Here is a 22,334-nt window from a genome sequence, read left to right as displayed (position 1 = left end):
CAATGGGTGCGGCCGCAGGCTACGGCACGGCCGGTTTCCCGGAACCAGTTTAATGTAGCGTGCATGTCCACTCATCAACATGAGAAACAAGCATAACGCAATTCTGCTAATATTCATTGGGTAATTTAGCGCTGCAAGATAACGGTTTTTTATCTAAGCGAAGAAGAGGCACGAGCGTAGAGAAGCGAGGAAGCAGGCATGCAGCCCACAGCGAAGAATCCCGATCCCCATCATATCTTCATCGATGAAGTGCAGGGCCATCAGCGCCGCTGGCTGAAGGTGGTTCAGTTCACCAGTTCGTCCACGAAAGCGGCCGGCATCATGCTGGCGGCGGCCATCGTGGCGCTCATCGTCGCGAACTCCCCGGCCTTCGAGCCCTTCGAGGAATTCTGGCATACCCACGTGGTGGTGGGCGTAGGCGGCTTTATCGGCGAGATGTCGCTGGCCCACATCATCAACGACATCTTCATGGCCGTGTTCTTCCTTCTGGTGGGCTTGGAAATCAAGTACGAGATGACCGTGGGCGAGTTAACGAACATCCGCCAGGCGGCGCTGCCCATCATCGCGGCCGTCGGCGGCGTGCTGGCCCCCATCGTCATCTACTCGCTGTTCAACGCGGGCAATCCCGAGACCTCCCATGGTTGGGGCGTGCCCACGGCCACCGACATCGCCTTTGCCTTGGGCATTATGGCGCTGCTCGGCAACCGCGTGCCCAACGGCGTGCGCGTGTTTTTGTCCACGCTGGCTGTGGCCGATGACATCATCGCCATCCTGGTCATCGCCATCTTCTACGGTCAGAGCCCCTCGCTTATGTGGCTGGCCGTGGCGGCGGTCATTCTGGTGGTGCTGGTGCTGCTGAACCGGGCCCATGTGTACTCGCTGGCCCCCTATATGCTCATCGGCTGCCTGTTATGGTTCGCGGTGTTCATGTCGGGCGTGCACTCCACCATCGCCGGCGTGCTTCTGGCCTTCACCATTCCCACCGGCTCGCGGGTCGACCTGCAGAAGTTCATGACCTGGTCGGGCGATCGGGTGCGCGAGGCCCGCGATGCCTATGTGGAAACCGAGCCCGTGGTGCTGCAGAAGGGCTACATGTTCACGGTGACGCGCCTGTCCAGCGTGGCGCGCCAGGTGGTGCCCCCGGCCACGCGCCTGGAGCATATGCTGTACCCGTGGGTGTACTTCGCCGTGCTGCCCCTGTTCGCGCTGACCAACGCCGACGTGAGCTTCTTGGGCGGCGACGTGCTGGCCATGGTGTCCAGCCCGGTGTTCTTCGGTGTGTTCTTCGGCCTGCTTCTGGGCAAGCCCATCGGCATCATGCTGTTCAGCTTCCTGACGGTGAAACTCAGAATTGCCAGCCTGCCCGATCATGTGAACTGGGTGCACATGCTGGGCGCGGGCATCTTGGGCGGCGTGGGCTTCACCATGGCCATCTTCGTGGCGAATCTGGCCTTCCCCGATGCGGTGCTGGTAGCCGATGCGAAGATCGGCATCTTGTCGGCCTCGCTTCTGGCCGGCGTGGTGGGCTTCTTGTTCCTGTTCATGCAGGCGAAGGCCGCCGAGCGTCAGGGCATCTCCTACGTGTCGGCGTCGCTGGACGAAGTGGTGCGCCAGACGGCCGGCGAGGAGGCGGCCGACCGCGCCGACAACGTGGTGCTGGGCTTAGGCGACGAGGAACTGGTCGACGATGTGCGCGAGGTGCTTGAGGCCGAGGGCGGCGTGGCCGAGTTCGTGCTGCACGAGACGGCCCGCGCGATGGTCGACGAGGCTGAGGCGGCCGAGGCCGAGGATGTGACGGGTACGCGTCCGTAGGGCATTGGACCGCGGCATCGCGGGTTCCATTAATTACCTTAACGATCAGGGAAAAGGGCACGATTTCGTGTCCTTTTTCTTTTGTCAACAAAGTGTCAACTTTGCATTTTTTGGTCAAATTTTCATCTAATACCGATATTTTACCTGGTCAAACCCTTATTTTTGTCGCCATGGAACGGTTGATGAACTGAAACCGTTTTGTTGAAGTTGGCCCTTAATCGTTCTAAAATGAACAGGATTGGGCACCTATGCCGTATTTTCGTGTGCCCACCTGCGAAAAAGGTGGGGAATGACACGCGCGAAAGCCGGTGCACGGGGGCTCGACGAAGCATAAACGAAGGATTGAATCTGGGGATCAACCATGGATAAACGGACGACCGATCATACGTTGGCCATCGAGGAAAATCGCTCACGGGGGGGGGGTGTCAGGGCCTATGACACCTGCCGCCTCCGGATCCGAGACGACGGCTGTGCTGCCCTCGTTCCGCACGAAGCGCTGGGTGCGGGTGGTGTCCGCCGTTATGGCGGTGCTGCTGGCCGTTACCATGTTCGACACCACCAGCCTCAGCCCGTTGATCACCGATGCCCAGGCGGCCCCCGCGTCCCCCAGCGCGCCGCTGCCCTTGGGCGAGCGTGCCCTGTACGGCGAGGCCGGCGAGTCGCCTGAGCCTACCGGCGACGACGCCGATACTGCGAACGCGGCCGATGATCCCTCGTCCGACGCGGCCGATACGGCCGACGAGGCGGCCGCCTCGCCCTGGGATGCCGCTCGCAAGCAGCTGGCCTCCAGCGACCTTTCGGGCTTGGCGCCCGAGGGCCTGACCTCCGCCGACCAGGTGCTGCCCGGCGCGGCCGAGGACTTCTCCGATCCCGACGACATCGCCTCCCGCATCAGCCCGGCGCTGGTGGCATGGGGTGCGCCCCTGAACAGCACGGTGGGCTACCAGCTGCAGGATCGCAAGCTGCGCGTGCGCTACGATCTGGGCAACCTGGGCCTTACCCTGGCCGGCGGCCATATCGGCGGCACCGACGCGAACGACCCCGTGGTGCTGACCTTGGAGCTGCCCTACCTGTACGCGGTGGGCGACGCGGTGGAGGGCACGCTTTCGGAAGAGGAATGGCGCGCCCAGACGGCCTTAGCCCAGCTGGAGGCCGACGACCCGGATACCGCCGACGATGCCGCCGCCCTCATCGAGCGCGCGCTGGCGAACCTGCCCGACGACGAGGCCCAGCAGAAGGCGCCCCGCGTGGCGTTGTTCGCCGACGATGTGCCGGCCCAGTGGTCGGTGTGGCAGGAGCATGCCGGCGCCTATCGCCGGATGAGCCAAGAAGATTTGCAGGCGGGCGTGAGCGGTCACGTGGTGCTGCGCTACGAGGGAGCCGACGGCAACCTGCAGCTGGCGGCCGATGCCCTGGCTCCGTCGTTCTCGCTGGGATTCGCAGGCTCGGTGCCCGAGGGCGCCTCGGCGGCCGTGCGCTTCGGCTACGAGTTCCACAGCTATACGACGGCGGCGGTTAACCCGGCCACCGGTAAACCGAAGGTGTCCACGGCCCGCGTGCTGCGCAGCGCCATCGGATCTATCACCGTGGCGAACAGCGCCGGGGCCACCGGCGCCACGTTGGATGCCCGCACCGTGGGCACGCCCCAGATGCCCCAGATGGACGGCCGCGGCCGCGGCTGGAACAAGACCCTGGCGGCCTTCACGGTGCCTGCCGATTCTGAGCCGGCCACTTCGTTCATGCTGACGGCCGCGTGGCCCGCCGACTGGCAGGACAAGGGCGGCGTGCCGCTGTCCGAGCTGGCTGCCTACCGCGTGGCCACCGACGGCGAAGAGGCTCCCGAGGGCTGGGTGGTCAACCAGGACGACGAGGGCGCGGTGATCACCGATGTGAATACCTTGGCCGACCACGAGTTCGTCGGCGTGCCCGGCATGGGCGGCGCTGTGGTGCTGGATGTGACCGACCTTTCCGACGAGCAGGTGGCCTCCCTGGACCCGGCTGACCCTGCCACGCTGGAGGCGCTGGATTTGGCTCCGCTCAGCTACACCGTGGTGCCCGACGGCACCATCAGTGTGCGCTGCGAGGGCGATGAGGGCGTTATCAAACCGGGCAGCACTCGCAAGCTGTATGTGGCGGTGCCCTACGACGAGGGCGCGCTGGTGGTGGAGGCCGGCCCCACCGAGGAAAACCCCGAAGCACCGGTGACCTACGCCGAGGTACGTGCCGATTTGCGCCTGCAGGCCCTGGCCCAGGAAGAGGGCGCCAGCGTGTACCACGCCAACGTGGTGAATCTGAAGAGCCGCTTCATTCCCGTGAGTGGGAGTGCGGCCCCCGCCACGCCCGCCGAGCCTAACGGCTCCGACTCCGATGATGATGGTGACGGCGAGGGTGACGGCGACGAGGACGCTGATGGCGACGATGCCGACGGCACCGATGCCGATGCCGATGCCGCGCAGGATGCCGCAGCCGACGATGCCGCCGCCCTCGCGCCCGAGGCGCGCCTGTTTGCCGCCATGCCGCTGTACGCCACACCGCGCTCGAATGTGTCGCCCGACAGCGTCATCAACCCCCATCCGCTGCTGCTGTCGGAAAACGAGCTGGTGCCCGGTGCCGACACATCGAAGGGCGAGCTGGCCTATCTGGTGAAGTCCACCGACCTCACCCGCATGAACCTGAACATGACCTTCGGCTTCCAGCAGGGCTGGGTGGGCAGCATGCTGCAGAAGACCTCGTTCAAGGTGACCATTCCCTACTTATATAAGGAGCAGGCCACCGGCGCCATCATGTCGGCCTACACCTACGAGGAAATCCGCCGCCAGTACATGAGCAATCCCGTGAACGGGCCGGTGGGCAACTACAACTCGATGCGCCTGGTGCTGGTGCCCGACTCCAACATCTTCAAGGAGTGGGACATCGTCGACGACCGCAACCGTCGCATCACGGCCCAGAACTGGAACAACAGCGCCTACTATCCCGACGGCTTCACCGGCACCTTCACGCTGAGCTACCGTGGCTCCAACGGCCGCGGCGAGATGGGCCTGAACTTCAAGCGCCCCGAGTTCCAGGTGAAGTTCATCGGTGAGATTCCCGAGAACACCGGCGCCTCGGTGCAGGTGGGCGGCTCGAACTACGTGTACAACGACATGTCCACCGAGTATGCGTGCCGCAAGGACGTGGAGCCCGGCAACATGGATGACGGCGCCACCCAGGCCCGTACCATCACCTTCATCAAGACGAACCTTGAATGGACCACCACGGTGACCAACAAGTGGTCGCCGGCCATGTGGGACAAGTACAACTACATGGTGTACCGCATCGAGACCAAGAACCTGTCGGCCGATGCCGATACCGTCATCGACGACTTGGGCTACACCTTCCGCATGACCGGCGAGAGCTACGGCGGCGGTGGCATGCGGCCCGAGGAGATTATGGCCTGGACGGAAGACGGCCGTGCGGTGCCCTCCGTTCATCAGGAAAACCCCGGCGCCATCGACGACAAAACTGGCAAACCCTACCGCCTACAGGGCAAGCCGAACGAGGGCGGTGTGCTCATCTACGATGTAACGGCCTTGGACGACGTCATCTGGGACGAGCTTGACCTGGACAAGTTCTCGAACATCGACACCTTCATGGCGCTGACCGATAACAGCGGCAACCCGCTCATGCGGCCTATCAGCTATCAGACCGGCGGCATGGATGCCCAGATTACCTTCGTGGTCACCCGCGACCAGGGCGGCACCCTGGTGCCCAAAACCGATGGCAACCCCAACGCACCCAACAACCGCGTGTTCCTGCTGGCGTTGCCCTACACCAACAACTTCACCCCCTTCACCATGAACGGCGTGAAGGTGTATCCCAATGTTTCGCTGGACACCAACTCGGTGGCCTACTTCGGCAAGAAAGCCCATTACGACGAGGACTACTCGTGGTCGAAGACGCTTTCCAACAGCGACTCGTTCTCCGAGGCGAAAAACGGCCTGCAGCACACCAAGACCGCCTTCGACCGCTTGTCGAGCACCTACCGCGACGGCCGCTCCGATGCGCGCGATCGCTTGGGCTATCTGTCGAAGTACCGCATCCAGGACATTAAGGCCACGGGCAACATGCCGGTGTCGGGCAACGACCTCACCTTGCCCTACGGCGCCGTTATCAACGACGACATGCCCAGCAACTACGAGCTGGTGAACATCGAGTTCCGCATGAAGCGCGTGAAGCAGGTGCTGAAGCTGCCCGACGGCACCGAGCGGGAGATTCTGAACGACCTGGACGATTACATCTTCCTGCAGGGTACCGATGCCGACGGCAAGCCCTACACGGCCAACGGCGTGCAGTTCGAGGTGCGCTCGGCCGCCTCGGCCACCGCGCCCACCAGCTGGGTGAACTTGAGCACGGCCCCGGTGTTGGTGGGCCCCGACCCGAACGACGCCGATTACGACATTTATCGGGTGGGCGGCGTCACCTCGGCCGACGGCATCGCCAGCTTGCTGGAGGCCCAGGGCGTGAAGGCCAAGCCCCGCAACAGCACGGTGACCGGCTCCACCGGTTTCGTGTGGACGGGCAACATGCGCTTCCCGCTGGCCAAGGAGCTGGCGAAGAACAGCACGCTGCCCCTGGATATCACCATTTCGGGCATTATGCGCGCCCCGGCCTCCGACGGCTCGGGCGGCCGCTTTACTAATACTATTAAGACCGATTTCGGCCGCAAGCAGTGGGTGGTGCCCATCGGCGACCAGGGCGGCTACTACTCCACGGCGAAGTACACCTCCGACGCCTCCTCGGCAAACCTGCTGCCCGAGAGCGCCGTGGCCCCGCGGGTGGATGCCTACCCCTACGACCGCCGCGACGACGGCACCATCACCTGGGGCGCCCGCGACGGCGTGGTGGACGCCCCCATGGGCCAGATTCGCTCGGGCTTCGCGTTCCATCTTTCGAACACCTCCACCTCGCGGTTGGAGCCGGGCACCTTCACCACCACGGCCATTCCCTATGTGGACAAGAAGAAGGACGCGGCGAACAACCGCTACATGCTGCGCGGCTACGAGACAAAGTACATCGTGCTGTCGAAGGACCTGCTGGACAACTCCGATATCAAGAGCGTCACGGTGAACTACATCGACCCGAACCCCTCGGGCAGCGCCTCGTCGCCGGGCACCTATTACCCCGAGAACGCCAAGCAGACGTTCACGCTGGCCGACTTGCAGCGCTATGCGGTGGCCGCCCCCGAGGCCCACGGCGTGAACGTGCCGGCCGGCAGCATCGTCATTCCCCAGGATGCCCTGCGCAGCCGCCTGGGCGCGGCCTATGCGCGCTCGGTGTCCATCGACTTCGACATCTTCGACGGCGCCGTGAGCGCCCCGGCTCCGAACGGCGGTTGCTTCGTGGCGCTGCTGGGCCACACCACTTACACGGGCACGTACAAGGTGGAAGGCACGTTCTCCACCGCCTATGACGGTGTGAGCACCCAGCTGTCCAGCAAGTCCCATGCGTCGCTGAACGTGAACCCGGCCAAGCCCGTGGTGTACGCCGCCGGCTTCACGGGCACGCCCGGCGGCAGCTGCACCTACGGCAGCTGGAACCAGGGACGCGCTTCGGCTTTGGGCGCCCCCACGTCGGGCTTCGCCTTCCATCTGGGCAACAGCAGCCCCACGCCGCTGCAGCCGGGTCATTTCATCACCAGCGAGATGCCCCTGGAGCGCTACGGCGCCACCGACACCGATCCGGGCGTGCGTCGCGGCTTCGAGACCTCGCAGGTGACCCTTTCCAAGGCGCTGTTCGACAACACCAAGCGCACCGATGCTGACCCGGCCACGGGCACGGTGACCGAGATTATCGTGACCGCCCTGGATGCCAACGATGCGCCGCAGACCTACAGCATCAAGAACGTGGCATCGTTGCTGGATGCCGACGGCAACGCGGTGCTGACGCCGGATATGTGGGGCAAGAACTACTTCAGCACCATCGAGGTGAAGTTCGACTATTTCAAGAACAACGTGGCCGCCGGCTCGCCGGCAGGTTCGGGCGCGCTGGTGCGCATCTACGGCACTACCACCTGGCTGGCCAGCAAGCTGACGGTGACGGGCATGCTGGAATCGCAGTACGGGGACGAGGGCATGGAAGTGCATTCCGTGGGCACCGACCTGACCGGCGCCACGGTGCCCGGCTCGCCTTGCCAGGCCATCCTGCTGCCCCAGAACGGCAACCCCGTGGTGGACGCCTATGCCTTCGATCGCGGTAAGTCGAGCATGTTCTCGGGCAACGGCGGCACCCAGACCGCGCCCCTGCTGGTGAAGCGCTCGGGTTATTTCTTCCGCTTGAACAACAATTCCACCTCTATCCTGCAGCCGGGTACCTTCACGGTGGGCGATGTGCCCGTGAACCGCGTGAGCACTACCGACAGCGCGGGCAACGCCGTGGTGGAGAAGCGCGGTTTCCAAACCGAGAAAGTGGTGCTGGGCCCGCGTCTGTTCGATGTGGCCCAGGTGACCGAGGTGCGCCTGTACGCCTTGGACGTTGCGGCGCCGGTGGTGCTGACGGCGGCTGACTTGGAGCGCTATCGCGTGAAGGCCGGCTCGGCCGAGGCCGCTCAGTACGGCGCCGACACCGTGGGCTCGGTGATGCTGCCCGCCAGCCTGTGGAACGATGAGTACTTCCAGCGCGTGGAGGTGGACTTCGACCGCTTCGAGGCCAGTGTGACGGCCGCCGCCAAGCCGGCCGAGGACGCCTATGTGCTGTTGTACGGCGCTCCGTCCGAGCTGACCAACGTGACGGTGAAGGGCACCCTCGTCACTCGTCACGAGGGCGACCAGACGGCGACGAACTCGAAGGACAAGAAGCACGAGAATAAGGCCACGCTGAGCGCCACCACCATCAACCCCGCCATCACGGTGACGGCGGGCTGGTCGAAGGACGGCGCCAACTACAACTCCGGCGTGCAGGAGACGTTCAAGGCGGCAAGCGCCCATCAGTATCCCTATCAATCGGCCACTCCTACGCCGTACCGCTGGGGCGAGAACCCCGACCACGAGAAGGCCTGGTTCCGCTACACCCTGACCAACGATGCGGAAAGCTCGGCTTCAAATGTGTACTACGACCTGTCGGTGAACGAGCAGTCTGCATCCAATGTGGCTCAGAGCCCCTACCGCGATGTGGACGGCTTTATGGGCACCGATCTGGTTATCGGAGGCTTTAGCCAGTCGTCGGCCGACGACCCGGCGACGCCCAATGCCTGGCATCACACCTCGGGCGATATCGAGGGCATCGACATCATAGAGGCCGACGGCGTGACGCGCCATCGCTTCACCATGGACGATTTGGTGCCCTTCATCGATGTCGATGGCGTTCTGCACCTGCCCCTGCACGGCACCGATCCCGACGGCAACGCCGTGGCTTCGGCCAAGACGGTGCGTCTGCGCTATACGCTGTTCAACGGCTACGTGACGGGCGATCGCACGCTGGTGGCCTATGTGTACGGCATGATGGAGACCCATGGTAGTTGGATGAACGATTACGGCCCCTGGTCGTGGAGCGATCGCTACGGATTGCACAACGAGCCTGCCGACAACATGTACCAGTATCGCTACACGCGCGGCAATGGCGTGTTCGGCCCCTTGGACAATCGCTACAACAGGCCCGATGGCACGAACACCATCACGCGGAACTACACGGTGCGCAACTATATTGGCTGGTTCGACTGGTCCACGAGTGGAACGGCCTTCAAGCCAGCGGCCGAGCGTCCCGTGAGCGCCAACGATGTGACAGGCACCCCGGTGCAGGTGGCTCACTACGCCGACGGCGTGGGCTATAACTTCGAGGCGAGAAACGCCACCGATTCCCGCTCCGACACGAACCGCATCACCTACGATTTGGCCCAGGTGAGCAACAAGCTGGATGCCACGGCACCCAGCCCGGGCAACTTCGGTTTCAAGACGCGTACCTTCACCTTGGGCGCCGACTTGCTGGAGCTCGGCCTGCAGCGCCACGGCGCCGCCGCTGGCACCAGCGCCCTGAAGGAGATCAAGTTCTACTTCCAGAGCCCGGTAACGGGTGCGGTGGAAGATCCGATTGTCATCACGCTGGACGATCTGCTGAAGAACCTGCGCACCTACCAGGCGGCCGACGGCGACCCCTTCATCTTCGATGTGACCGCCGGCGTGTTCGCCACTTCCAAGGAGAAGTATCTGCGCAAGGTGGTGGTGGAATACGACACCATCGATCCGTCCTACGAGGGCAAGGTGCTGAAGGCCCAGTTCCGCGGCAAGTCGGACTGGTGGAACAACTACAACAACACCGTGCTGCTGAACGCCACCATGACGGCGGCCCAGACGGGCGCCATTCCCGCGTCGCCCGGCAACACCGGCCGCTACGGCCAGGATGTGAGCTCGCGCACGGCTTCGCTGAACACCCCGCGTCCCTACCTGGACATTCGCGTGCACGAGAAGTACGTCGATCTGGGCACGGGCAGTTATCCGAACACCAATAACTCCGACGGGTCGGCCGAAACCATGGCCGTGCCCTACGACCGCGACTTCACCGTGTGGGCCCAGCTGTGGAACACCGATGCGGTGTCCTACATCGACGGCGCCGACGTGTCGCTGAACCTGGGCCTGGGCTACGAGACGGGTATCGTGCAGGGGCCCGACAGCGTGACGCCCACGGGCTCGGCTTGGACGGGCTTCCACACCACCAAGATCACCATCGCCGCAGCCTACCTGGCCCAGTGGGAGAACGTGGGCCGGCTGCAGCTGTACGGCGCCCGCGATGCCGATACGGCTACCAGCCTGAAGGCCACGTTGTGGCCCGTGTACCTGAACGACGAGCTGGTGGGCTTCAAGAAATCGGATAAGGCCATCGACCGCCTGACGGCCGCGCTGCCGCCCAAGGTGGAGGAAAAGGACGAGGACGGCAACCCGGTGCTGGACGAGAACGGCAATCCAGTGATGATCCAGCCGCCGGCCACCCATCCCACGGCTTCCGGCCCCGACTTCTTCCCCGTGGGCGACGACGGCAACTTCGTGCTCACCGAGGAAAACCTCATCTACCTGGGCATCGACAACCTGAAGAACCTGACGCTGTACGACTGGCGCGACATGAAGTACAGCGGCGTGGCCTCGGGGGCTCAAACCGTGGGCTTCGAGGGCTACAGCGACCGCGCTTTGGGCACTCACTACACGGTGCTGGACGGTACCACCACGGTGTATCTGAACAACATCCGCGAGCACGCCCTGCGCGATGACGGCTACTACTACCGCACCACGCGTCACGACAACGCCGAGGTGCTGATGTCAAAGATGTACTTCGACGCCAATACCCGTGTGGGCTACAACAACATGGGCAACATCACCGGTGATCGCTTCGAGCAGTGGGTGTACACCACCGATGCCAACCACAACTACTACAACTCCTATTGGGGCTGGGGAGGCACCGAGCGTGACAACCATCTGGAAATCGGCTACAAGGCCCTGGGCTCCTACACCTTGGATCTGCGCCAGAACAACGGCATCGACATCGAGAGCGACTGCCACTACGAGCAGCGGTGGGCCCAGTACTACAACGACCCCGCCGACGATCTGTACACCAATCGCTACCACACCATCGACGGGCGCACCTACAACTCCGCGGCCGAAGTGGAGTTCATCCAGAACCTGGACCACAACGCCTTCGACGCCTATTACGTGCGCGTGCGCGCCCAGGCGCTGCCCTACATGCGCTCCATCACGGTGAAGTACGGCGATGGTTCCAGCTTCACGGTGGACAAGGCCGCCCTGGATGCCGCGGGTCTGAACTCGGTGGCCACGGGCACCGATGACAAGAAGTACCTGCGTCTAAACCTGCTGGCGAAGGACGGCTCCGGCAAGCACGTGGCCGATTTCTCCGCCGACGAGAAGAACTTCTACAAAGATCCCTTTACGGGGTACGAGAACGGGGGAGACCCGGCGCTGGCCGACCGGGTGACGCAGATTGTCTACCGCGTGGCCATCAACCAGCCCCAGTACACCGATGCCACCAAGGCCCATGCCCGCCAGACCGACTTCGGCACTTGGTTCCAGTACAACACGCTGAACAACGATGCTTTCGAGGTGACGGGCCGCTTCTACCAGGTGAAGTCGGAGGTGTACTCCACCACCGAGGTGCGCATGACCTTGGGCGGCGACACGGGCAACGGCGCCGAGCGCACGGGGCACAAGGCCGTGGTGCGCTACGACGACGGCCTGCGCAACGCCGGCAACGCCTTCCGCTCGGTGTTCTCGTATCAGGACTACGTGCCGACGGGCTACAACGGCCACTCCCATCAGCCCAACAAGATGCGCCATCTGCGCACGTCGGCCCGTGCCAACGTGATCGAGACGGGCGCCTACACCCGCAAGGGACATTTGGGCGGTTGGGAGAACGGCCGCGACGGCATCGCCGGCTTCAACGGTTACACCGAGATCAAGTTCGCCAGCGACCAGTACTACTCGGTTTCGCTGCAGCGCCGCTACGGCAGCTGGGATTGGAACAACTGGAACGGCAAGGTGAGCTTCTCGGATGAGATCGTGCTGCGCGACGATATGCCGGTGTGCCAGCCCGACCCCGATCTGGAATACTACGGCTTCTTATCTACGGGCCTGTGCCTGGTGAACAAGGGCGGCGACGATGTGTTCAGCCGCGTGTCCTACATTAAATTCCGCCTGCGCAAATATGCCGCTGACGGCAGCACCACCGAGCGCTATGCCGTCATCAAGCGCGATGCCATGAACCTGGCGTCGGGGAAGCACGCCTACGTGTACTTCGAGCGCCCGAACGAGGATAAGGCCATCCAGATTCAGAACGCCCTGAATGCGGGCGACCCGGTGGCCACGCTGTCGTTGAGCGAGAACGAGTTCGTGGTCAGCTACGACATCGTGATGCGCAACTTCGGCGGCGAGGGCGACTACGCTCAGGAGGTGGGCCGCCATCGCGGCGCCGAGTACAACAAGAACTTCGGTGACATCGACGTGCAGGTGTACGGCCGCCCCTACACCTTCCTGAACCAGAAGGCCACCACGCTGGACGATTCCACGAACTATTCCCGCGTGTTCACCCGCCGCTACAAGAGTGACGTGGCCGAGGGTACGGGCCACGGCTTCGGCAATCCCGACAGTCTCACCCCCGACCCGAACGGCCAGTGGTTCGGCACGCTGAACGGCAATGCCAGCTACAACAGCCAGTACGTGGACACCGATTCGGCCTACCTGATGGGCTACCTCATTCCCTTCGGCTACCACTTCAGCTTGCAGCGCGAGCACGACAACTCCAGCGTGGGCAACATGCCCTACTTCGCGGCGGGCGACAACCTTACGCCGGCGTCCAGCTCGTTCGAGGCCCGCTTCCAGAACTACGCCGACGGTACGCCCACCAACCAGGAGAACCGTCTGCGCGCCTCGCATATCAACCATGCCACGCTGACGGCTACCACCAACGCGAACTTCCGCATGCAGAAGGTGTACATTCCCTCCGAGCTTCTGCCCGATACGCCTGAATGGACTAAGAAAGCCCAGGTGGATGCCGAGGGTAACCCGGTTTTGGGTGCGGGGAACAAGCCGGTGCTGACCGCCGACGACAACACCGACTGGCTGCGTGTGAAGTCGTTCACCTTCACCTACGGCTCGGTGCAGATCAAGCTGATCTACGACGCCGACAAGAAGGCGTGGCTCATCCAGAACGGCCTGCATCCGGGCGACTACCTTACCTGGCAGCAGCTGAAGGACCGCGGCATCGTGTCGAAGGACCGCCTGACCGATGGCACCTATGCCGGCTGCTACTCCATCGACATCGAGGCCTATCTGCGCGAGCAGTTCCGCCTGTTCGCCGCCACCGATGGGGCTGAGGGCATTCGCCCCTCCACCTACACGGCTGTGTCGGCCACCAACCTGATTCCCGGCTTCGCCGCCGACATCGCCACGGTGAACCGCACCTATGTGAACACGCGCATTTCCACGTTGTCCATCGAGTACGATTCGCCCAACGCGAACCGCCGCCGCCAGGACACCATGCTGGACTCCAACCAGTTCCTGTCGGGCGACCCCACCGGTGTGCGCGGCAACGCCTACAACTACGCTTTTGCCTACGACGGCGTGTACGCCGACCGCACCCTGGAAGACTTCGTGTCGGCCACGGCCACCACGGCCACCGATCTGGCGGCCGGCAACTGGAACGAGTACGCCACGCCCACGGGCAACAAGACGGGCATGGCCTATTCGCCCTACACCTGGAACGAGAACCTGGCCATTACCGACGTGCAGTCGAAGGACCCGAACCGCGCGCCGCTGAACAGCAGCGCCTACGTGAGCGGCCTGCGCCACGACCCCACGGCGGGCAACACCTTGCGTCATCGCCTGGCTCAGATGGAAACCTCCATGGTGCGCGGCAAGGCCGTTACGGTGAACGGGAACGCCGCCACCGTGTTCGGCTACGATAATTCCGACACCGACATCGGCGCGCCGGTGTCCTACAGCACCGATTCCACAGCCAAGGACTGGGGCATTCCCGACGGCGCCCTGTACCCGGGCGACTACGTGGAATATACCCTGCGCGTGGGCAACAAGTCGACGGCGGCCGGGTCCGACAACGACCTGGCGTTGGAGCACGTGGACGCCATGTTCCGCGTGCAGAAGGGCCAGCGCATCGTGGGCTGGGAAGTGTCGAAGAAGAAGGGCGGCGACGGTAACTGGGTGGCCGACAACACCACCGATCACCCGGTGGTGGCCATGATCGGCAACCTGGACCGCAGCCAGCTGCGCGAGGCGCCCCAGCAGACCGACCTGTCTAACGTGACCGACGGTGCCGGCAACACCGTGGAGGCCTACGACGAGAATCGCGTGCTGCTGTTCCGCGTGGGCGAGAACAAGTGGGACGATAAGGGCGAGCTGACGCCCAAGGAGCAGCGCACCTTCGATCCGGGCGAGTACGTAACCATTCGCGTGATCACCCAGATGACCGGTGAGCTGGAGACCGAGGACTACCTGACGAGTGAGAACACCGCCGCCAACGGCACGGCCGACACGCTGCCCCATCGCGGCTCCACGGTGCTGGCCGATTGGTTCGCCGTGTCGGCGCCTATGCACGGCTATCTGCAGTACACGGTGCCCGGCGGCGGCGACGCCGACCACAACGTGTGGGCCTACTCCAACGACATGGGCGGCCGCTGGGTGAACGGCTATACCACGGCCCACGAGCGCACGCTGTACACCATTCGCCCGGCCGATCCGGCTGACCAGTTCATGATCAACCGCAACCAGTTCGGCAGCCGCGTGTACAACTATACGCGCTTCTACAATCACCTGGGCGATTACACGCGCGCCAACGACAACCACTACGACGACCCGCAGATCTCCTTCAACTTCACGGGCCTCGATCCCTCCACGCTGCTGACGGGACGACCGCGTTCCGACGGCGACACGGCTCAGCTGACCGTGCACAACCTGAACAACCCCACCTACCACACCGCCGACATGACGGTGACGGTGCGCCTGACCGACGATACGGGCCGCCAGGGCTTCGAGCTGACCGACACGCCGAAGCTGGCCACGGGGTCGCCGGGCAGCTACGACATTCTGCGCGATACCGACGGCAAGCGCGTGAACCTGCGCTACCCGGCCGACATGCCGCCTTCCACCGATCATCTGACGAAACATGATGCCACGTTGTCCAACGTGGTGGCCTCGGTGGGCTCGGGCGGCGGCTCGGTGGAGGGCGACGGCGATTTGGATGACGGCAAAGACGAGGTGGACAAGCCCCGCTACACCATTACCTATCGCATCGATGAGGGCGGCTACTTCACGGTGGACGACGAGCGCAAGACCGAGATCACCAACGCCGAGATGGACGCCACGGCCACCGACAAGGTGACGGGTGCCACGGCTTGGGTGCTGCCCGGCTGGGCGTTCGATGGCTGGTACGTGCAGAAGACCGCCGAGGACGGCACGGTGACCGAGCAGAAGCTGGAGAATATCCCCAATGCCTTAAGCGATCAGGACACCGTGGCGAACCTGAACACCGTGGCGGCCGACGATGGCGGCTCCGATGCCGCCGGCGCCGACACCCTGTACGCCGACACCGTGTTCGTGGCGAAGTTCAAGCCGAGCACCACCCAGGTGTACGGCATCACCTACCAGGCCGACGCCAACGGCAAGGTGTCCAACGAGTCTGACGGCGGCATCCAGGTGCTGGGCACCGCGGGCATTACCGGCTCGGAGGCGCTGCCCAACGAGGGCTTCATCTTCGACGGCTGGTACGTGCGCACCATGGACGACGAGGGCAAGGACGTGGACACCCTGGTGGACGACGAGCATGCGGTGCTCGCTCCCGAGGTGGCCGCTCCCTACGTGGTGAAGAACGCCGACGGCCTGTACACGAACACCACCTTCGTAGCGAAGTTCAAGGACAAGAGCCAGCGCACCTTCCGCATCACCTATACGGCGGCCGACAACGGTCAGGTGCGCACCTTCCGCGCCGCGCCGACCGAGGGCGATGGCGCGACGGGCGGCATCGAGGTTATCGAGGGCCCGGCCGCCACGCTGACCACGCCGAAGATGCTGTGCTCCACCACCGATGGCCTGGTGGGCGGCGAGGCTATGCCCGATGAGGGCTACAGCTTCGTGGGCTGGTTCCTGCGCGAGGAGGGCCCCCTGGGCACGCCGGTGGACACGCCGGTGGGCAGCACGGCCCAGTTGGACGCCACGGCCCTGGCCCAGATTCTGCCCACCGATGAGGACGGCCTGTATCTGGACGTCACCTTCGTGGCGAAGTTCAAGGCCAACACCGACGCCACCTACAGCGTCATCTATACGGCTGCCACGGGCGGCACGGTGGATGTGGCCAAGAACGCCGACCTGATGGCTCTCAGCGCCAAGGGCGTGACCGGCGCCACCGCCACGGCCCAGCCCGGTTATGTGTTTGACGGCTGGTACGTGCGCGAGACGGCCGAGGACGGCACGGTGACCGAGCGCAAGCTGGCCGTCGGCGCCACTCTGAGCGCCGATGTGGCTGCGGCGAACCTGGCCGTGACCAAGCTGGCCGACGAGGGCGAGGGCGGCGAAGGCGCTGGCGGCGAAGGCGGCGGCAGCGAGGGCGAAGGCGAAGGTGCCGAGGGTGAGGGCGCTGGCAGCGAGAACGCAACCCGCGCGGTGACCCTGGCCTACGCCGACACCACCTTCGTGGCGAAGTTCGTGCCCGCGGCCGACAACACCTACACCATTACCTACGAGGCCGACGACCACGGCTCGGTGGACATTCCGTCGAACACCCTGCAGGCTCTGTCGGCGGCCGGTGCCACCGGTTCGCTGGCCACGCCCGATACCGGCTACACCTTCGCCGGATGGTTCAAGCGCGAGACCATCGTCACCCAGGTGCCTGCCACTGATGACGACGGCAACGAGCTGCGCGACGACGATGGCAATGTGATTATGAAGGACGAGGTCACTTTCAAGGATACGCCGGTGGAGGGTGCCGAGGCCCAGCTGAGCCCCGACAAGCTGACGCCGCTTCTGAACACCGACGATAAGGGCCTGTACGCGAACACCGCCTTCGTGGCGAAGTTCAAGGCCGACCCGCAGGTAACCTACACCGTTACCTACGAGGCCGACGGCGGCCGGGTAGATAACGAGAAGAACCAGGACATCCAGGCACTCGGTACCGAGGGGCTCACCGGTGCTGCGGCCACCACCACGCTGTCGGCCACCGACACCGAGGTGCCGCGATTCATGGGCTGGTTCAAGCGCACCTATACCACCAAGCAGGTGCCCGTGTGGGATACCGAGCAGAAAGTGATGACCCACGAGGTGCAGAAGCCCGTGCTGGACGCCGACGGACATCAGACCTACGACGAGGACGGCAACCCCATCACCGAGACGGTGGTGGAGGAAATGCGCGACGAGAACGGCGAGCTGATGTACGAGGAGGTGCCGAAGACCGACGCGGACGGCAACAACGTGCAGAAGCGCGACGAGGACGGCAACCTGCTGTACACCGAGGAGCAGGAGGCCCACGACACCGCCATCACCTTCACCAAGGAGGAGCGCGAGGCCGAGGGCTTCGATGCCGAGGTGCTGACGCCCGAGCTGGCGGCCCCGCGCCTGAACAAGACGGCCGACGGCCTGTATGCCGACACCATCTTCGTGGCCAAATACGAGATGGGCGAGCCCGGTGGTGACACCGAGGAGCCCGAGGTGCCCGATGAGGGTGGTGACACCGAGGCACCCGACGTGCCGGAGACGCCCAAGAAGCCCACCATCACCAACGCCACGGTGCACGAGTCGGTGGACACCGAGACCGATGCCGACCGCGGTGCGCGCCCGAAGATCTTCATCGAGTACTACGACAAGCTGGCCGCCGACTGGATTACCATCGACGAGCTGGATGCCCTGACCAAGGCGGCCGAGACCGACGAGAGCGACCCGCGTCACGTGAAGGTGTCCGAGGAGGGCTATTTCGCGAACTCGAACAAGTTCCGCTTCATCACGGCCGTGCGCTGGACGTACTACGATGTGCCCGTGACCCGCGATAATGCGGCGCTGGATTCCTACGGCAAGACGACGCCCTATGCCCTGGACGATGTGGCCCTGGTGGGCGTGGCGCGCTACCAGAACAACCGCGTCAACGGCGAGCTGACCGAGTCGTGGGTGGCGTCGAACCACTACGTGGATGTGGGCTATACCCACCGTCACACCGAGAAGACCCAGCTGGACTTCTACAAGGAAGGCGCTTCGGGTGCCGACGGCGTGCTGCTGACCCCGGCCCGCAGCCACTACAGCACCGACGATAATGCCTCGGTGCTGAAAACCAAGGCCGATTCCCACACGGCCACCAGCTTTACGGTGTTCCGTCGTACGCCCGTCATCCGCTTCCAGAACCAGGTGTTCCAGACTGAGGCGCAAGTGACCGGCACGGCTGCCACCACCTGGAACGCCGCTCAGAAAACCGGCTACATTCCCGGCGAGCAGTTCTGGTACAAAGACGTGCTGTGGAACACGCGGCGTGGCACGAACACGGGCATGGACGTGGAAGGCGAGCTGTACAACCCGGTGTTCTACGAGCGCATTCCGCTGGATTACCTGAAGACGGCCGACGGCGACGAGATCACGGCCGACTATCTGGCCGATCGCTTGCAGAAGAACATCCGCTGGAAGAACGTGTTCGGCGAGGATGTGCTGGATGCGCGCACCAACGGCATGAAGATGAAGGTGACCCGCGTGTCCGAGGCCGACGCCCCCGAGCTGGCTTCTGACATCGGCGGTGCCATGGACTACAACATGACGCCCAAGGGCTACACCGCCAACCGCGGGGCCTCGGGCAAGCCCTTCAACGATATGAACCCGGTGTCGGCGGCCAAGGAGACCCGCTTCGCCCTGTTCCGCATCGAGTGGGTGGTGGACCCGGCCTACGACGGCGACCGCCCCGGCTCCATTGTGCCCGATTGGCGTGCCGAGGTATCGCCGGTCGACTTGGCCAACCACGGCACCGTGTGCGTGGAGGTGGGCGACACCATCGAGCTGTGGTTCGACGTGACCGCGGCCGTGGACGGCCTGCCCCAGGTGTACGGCGACACGTCGAAGGCGTGGTCGGGCACGAAGGGCTCCGAGCCGGTGTACTTCCCGCGCGTGGGCGAGTACTGGCACACCTATGCCGACGAGTACGCGGGCTGGAGCAACTACACGGGCCGCATCTACGTGAACCCGCTGTCGGGCGGCGGCTACACCGCCTCGCGTCCCGGCATCGGCGCGGCCTATGTGAACAACGGCTCGGCGCTGATGGATATGGACTCGCTGATGCACGAGTCGGGCTTCACCGCCGCGCGTGTGAAGAACTCCGATCGGTGGGAGATGTTCGACGGGTCGCTCACCTTCATTCCCGGCGAGACGACGAACCAGAACGCCGGCGAGAACGGCTGGTACACGCGGCCCAACAGCCTGTACGGCGCCGATGGCCACCGCGGCACCTATCTGGACAGCGATGTGCGTACGGCGAACTACGTGCAGTGGACGCGCTATACGCCCCTGCGTCCCAGCGGCGCGGCGGAGCTTATCGCCAACGATCTGCCCCGGTACGTGAAGCTGATCAACGGCTACAGCTCGGGTTGGAATTCCGATTGCGACGACAGCGCCTACGATCGCGACTACAACGAGCTGGTCACCTGGCCGCGCACGCGCGGCGAGCTGCGCACCTACACCGACGACGAGGGTGTGGCCACCGCGCTGCCCACCAAGTGGGGGTCCACTACGCCCATCGTGTGGTCGCAGACTCGCGTGCACCTGCAGAAGGCATGGCTGGCCACGGCCTCCGAGATGATTCCCATTGCTGACAGTAACATGGCCGCCGGCAGCAACCCCGACGGCACGCCTGCCTACGAGGCGCAGCGCCAGTACCTGTCGGGCCGCGACGCCCACGAGTGGTGGTACGAGTACTGGGCCAACCGCGGCACCGTGCGCGATCACCGCGGCGTGCTGTGGGGCCAGTACGACGTGTCCCTGCAGTACAACCAGGACTACACCGCCCGCCTGCAGGCTTTGAACTATGGCGACCGCAACCTGGACGGCATCGAGTTCACCTACATCTTCCCGCGCGGCGCCGAGCCCAAGCTGGACGATGACGGCAACCCCATTGTGAGCGCCCAGGTGCTCAGCGGCGTGAACGGCCCCACCGGCTACAGCAGCTCGCCTTATACGAGCGAGAACTACGCCGCCATTTCCGCCGACAAGGTGAAGGTGGAAGTGGTGCAGACGCCCTGGGGCGACTATGCCGGCTACGATGCGCCCAGTTCTTCGCAGAACCCGGCCGACTACCGCAACGGCCTGGCGTTGAAGAGCTCCTCGTCTCCTGACGTGTCCGGTGATCCGGCCGCCTCGTCCTACGAAGCCGTAGCCTCTGCCGACGCCGGCCCGCGCGGCACCGATTACGTGGAAAGCTCGCAGCCCTGGGTGCTGCGCATCACCGTGACCCAGCCTTTGGGCAAGTGGTTCGGCCGCGACATCGACAACCAGGCCGCCAACACCGCCGACCCCGACAGCTATGGCGGCAACGCGGGCTATAAGATCAACGTGAACATCGCCTCGCACATCTTCAGCACGAACAACTCGGGCTACTGGTACGACCGCGTGCTCACGCGCCCGGTGGACACCCGCGATGTGACCGAGAACAAGGACACCGCCACCAAGGGCGTGCCCTCGAAGGCGAGCGCCTACTATCAGCTGTTCGACATCGATCATTTCGAGGGCCGCGCCGCCTGGGAGGCCGACACCAACAAGGGCGACGGCGACCTGAACAACTGCCAGCCCTTCGGCATGGACTACGTGTGGAACGCCCGCTATTGGTACGCCAACAGCTATGCCAACATGGATTCCGCCTACGACCGCGCCTACGGCTCGCCCAACATGCCCGCCGTGAACGGCCGCACGGTGCAGAACAACACCGTGTCGCTGGAAAAAATGCCGGCCGGCACGCGCATGATGGACACGACGGGCGTGCAGTGGGACAAGGCCTACAAGACCTCGGGCGTGGAGGGCACGCCAGCCTACTACGTCCAGACGGGCACGCGCGCTCGCGTGCGCAAGCCCGTGGTGCGCACCTGGTCTACCATCGGCACCAACGGCGTGACGGGTCCCGCCACCGACTACTACATGGAAAGCGAGGCCGATTCCCGTCAGCTGAACGTGCACGTGGAGAACCGCTACTGGTGGAACCGCCTGGCCTACAACCAGCAGGCCGACCATCCCGAGGGCGACTACTACAACTACGGTGGTCGCTGGGAGCGCCTGTACCACACCTATTCCGTGGACGGCGGCCAGATGGGCGATGTGGCCCTGCCCGTGGTGACGGTGGTGCTGCCCGAAGGCATCGCGCCCCAACGCGCCGACGGCACGCCCTATAACTGCATACCCGATGTGCCCCAGGTGTTCGCCACCACCGACTGGCGCCTGAACGAGGCCTACGACGCGAACCGCAACACCCAGGGCCTGCTGGCCAACGGCAACGATCGCAACGACGCCTGGAAGGACTTCAAGGCCACGGTGACCTACGAGAAGGTGGCCGACGAGGAGAATCCGGCCAACGAGCAGTATCGCTTCGTGTTGCGCTTCGAGGCTCGTGGCGATGTGGACCTGACGAGCGAGACCGCGCAGGCTTACAATGCATCCGCGCCCGATCAGATCAGCGTGGAGGCCACCGCCAACGGCAGCCGCAACCGCGAGCAGCGTCTGCGCCCCTACTACACCGACACCTTCAAGTTCAACATCATCACGGTGGGGCCGGCCCGCCAGGACGCCGACGAGGTGAGCCGCGGCGAGGTTATCCGCAGCTACGAGAACATCCGCACCTACGTGACCTCGAAGGTGGACGGTTACCAGTTCCTGGCCGACTCCGACATTTCCGGCAACCCCTACCAGATGGGCAACTTGGCCCAGTACCGCCTGCGCGGTTGCCAGTGGGACGACACGCGTCTGGACGCGCGCCTGGCTACCTATCGCATCAACGATCGCTACGGCAACTGGATTCACTTCACCAACGCCGAC

2 protein-coding genes (1 of these 2 cut by a window edge) are annotated in these 22,334 nt (G+C 64.4%); both read left to right on the top strand.

What is annotated here, in order from left to right:
- The first annotated feature begins 198 nt into the window (after window positions 1–198).
- Window positions 199–1,812, top strand: coding sequence for a Na+/H+ antiporter NhaA (nhaA, locus tag VIN30_RS06445; protein ID WP_326424455.1), 1,614 nt, complete (start codon window positions 199–201; stop codon window positions 1,810–1,812).
- A gap of 434 nt (window positions 1,813–2,246) precedes the next feature.
- On the top strand, window positions 2,247–22,334 hold the 5' portion of the coding sequence (locus tag VIN30_RS06440; protein WP_338210186.1) for an InlB B-repeat-containing protein. Its footprint extends 14,715 nt past the window's final position; 20,088 of the gene's 34,803 nt are visible here — the first part of the coding sequence; its start codon is at window positions 2,247–2,249; its stop codon lies beyond the right edge, outside the window.

The sequence above is a fragment of the Adlercreutzia wanghongyangiae genome, from assembly GCF_035989245.1.
GTDB classification, from domain to species: domain Bacteria; phylum Actinomycetota; class Coriobacteriia; order Coriobacteriales; family Eggerthellaceae; genus Adlercreutzia; species Adlercreutzia wanghongyangiae.
Note: the sequence above shows the minus strand (reverse complement) of the source record. Positions and strands in the feature narration are given on the sequence as shown.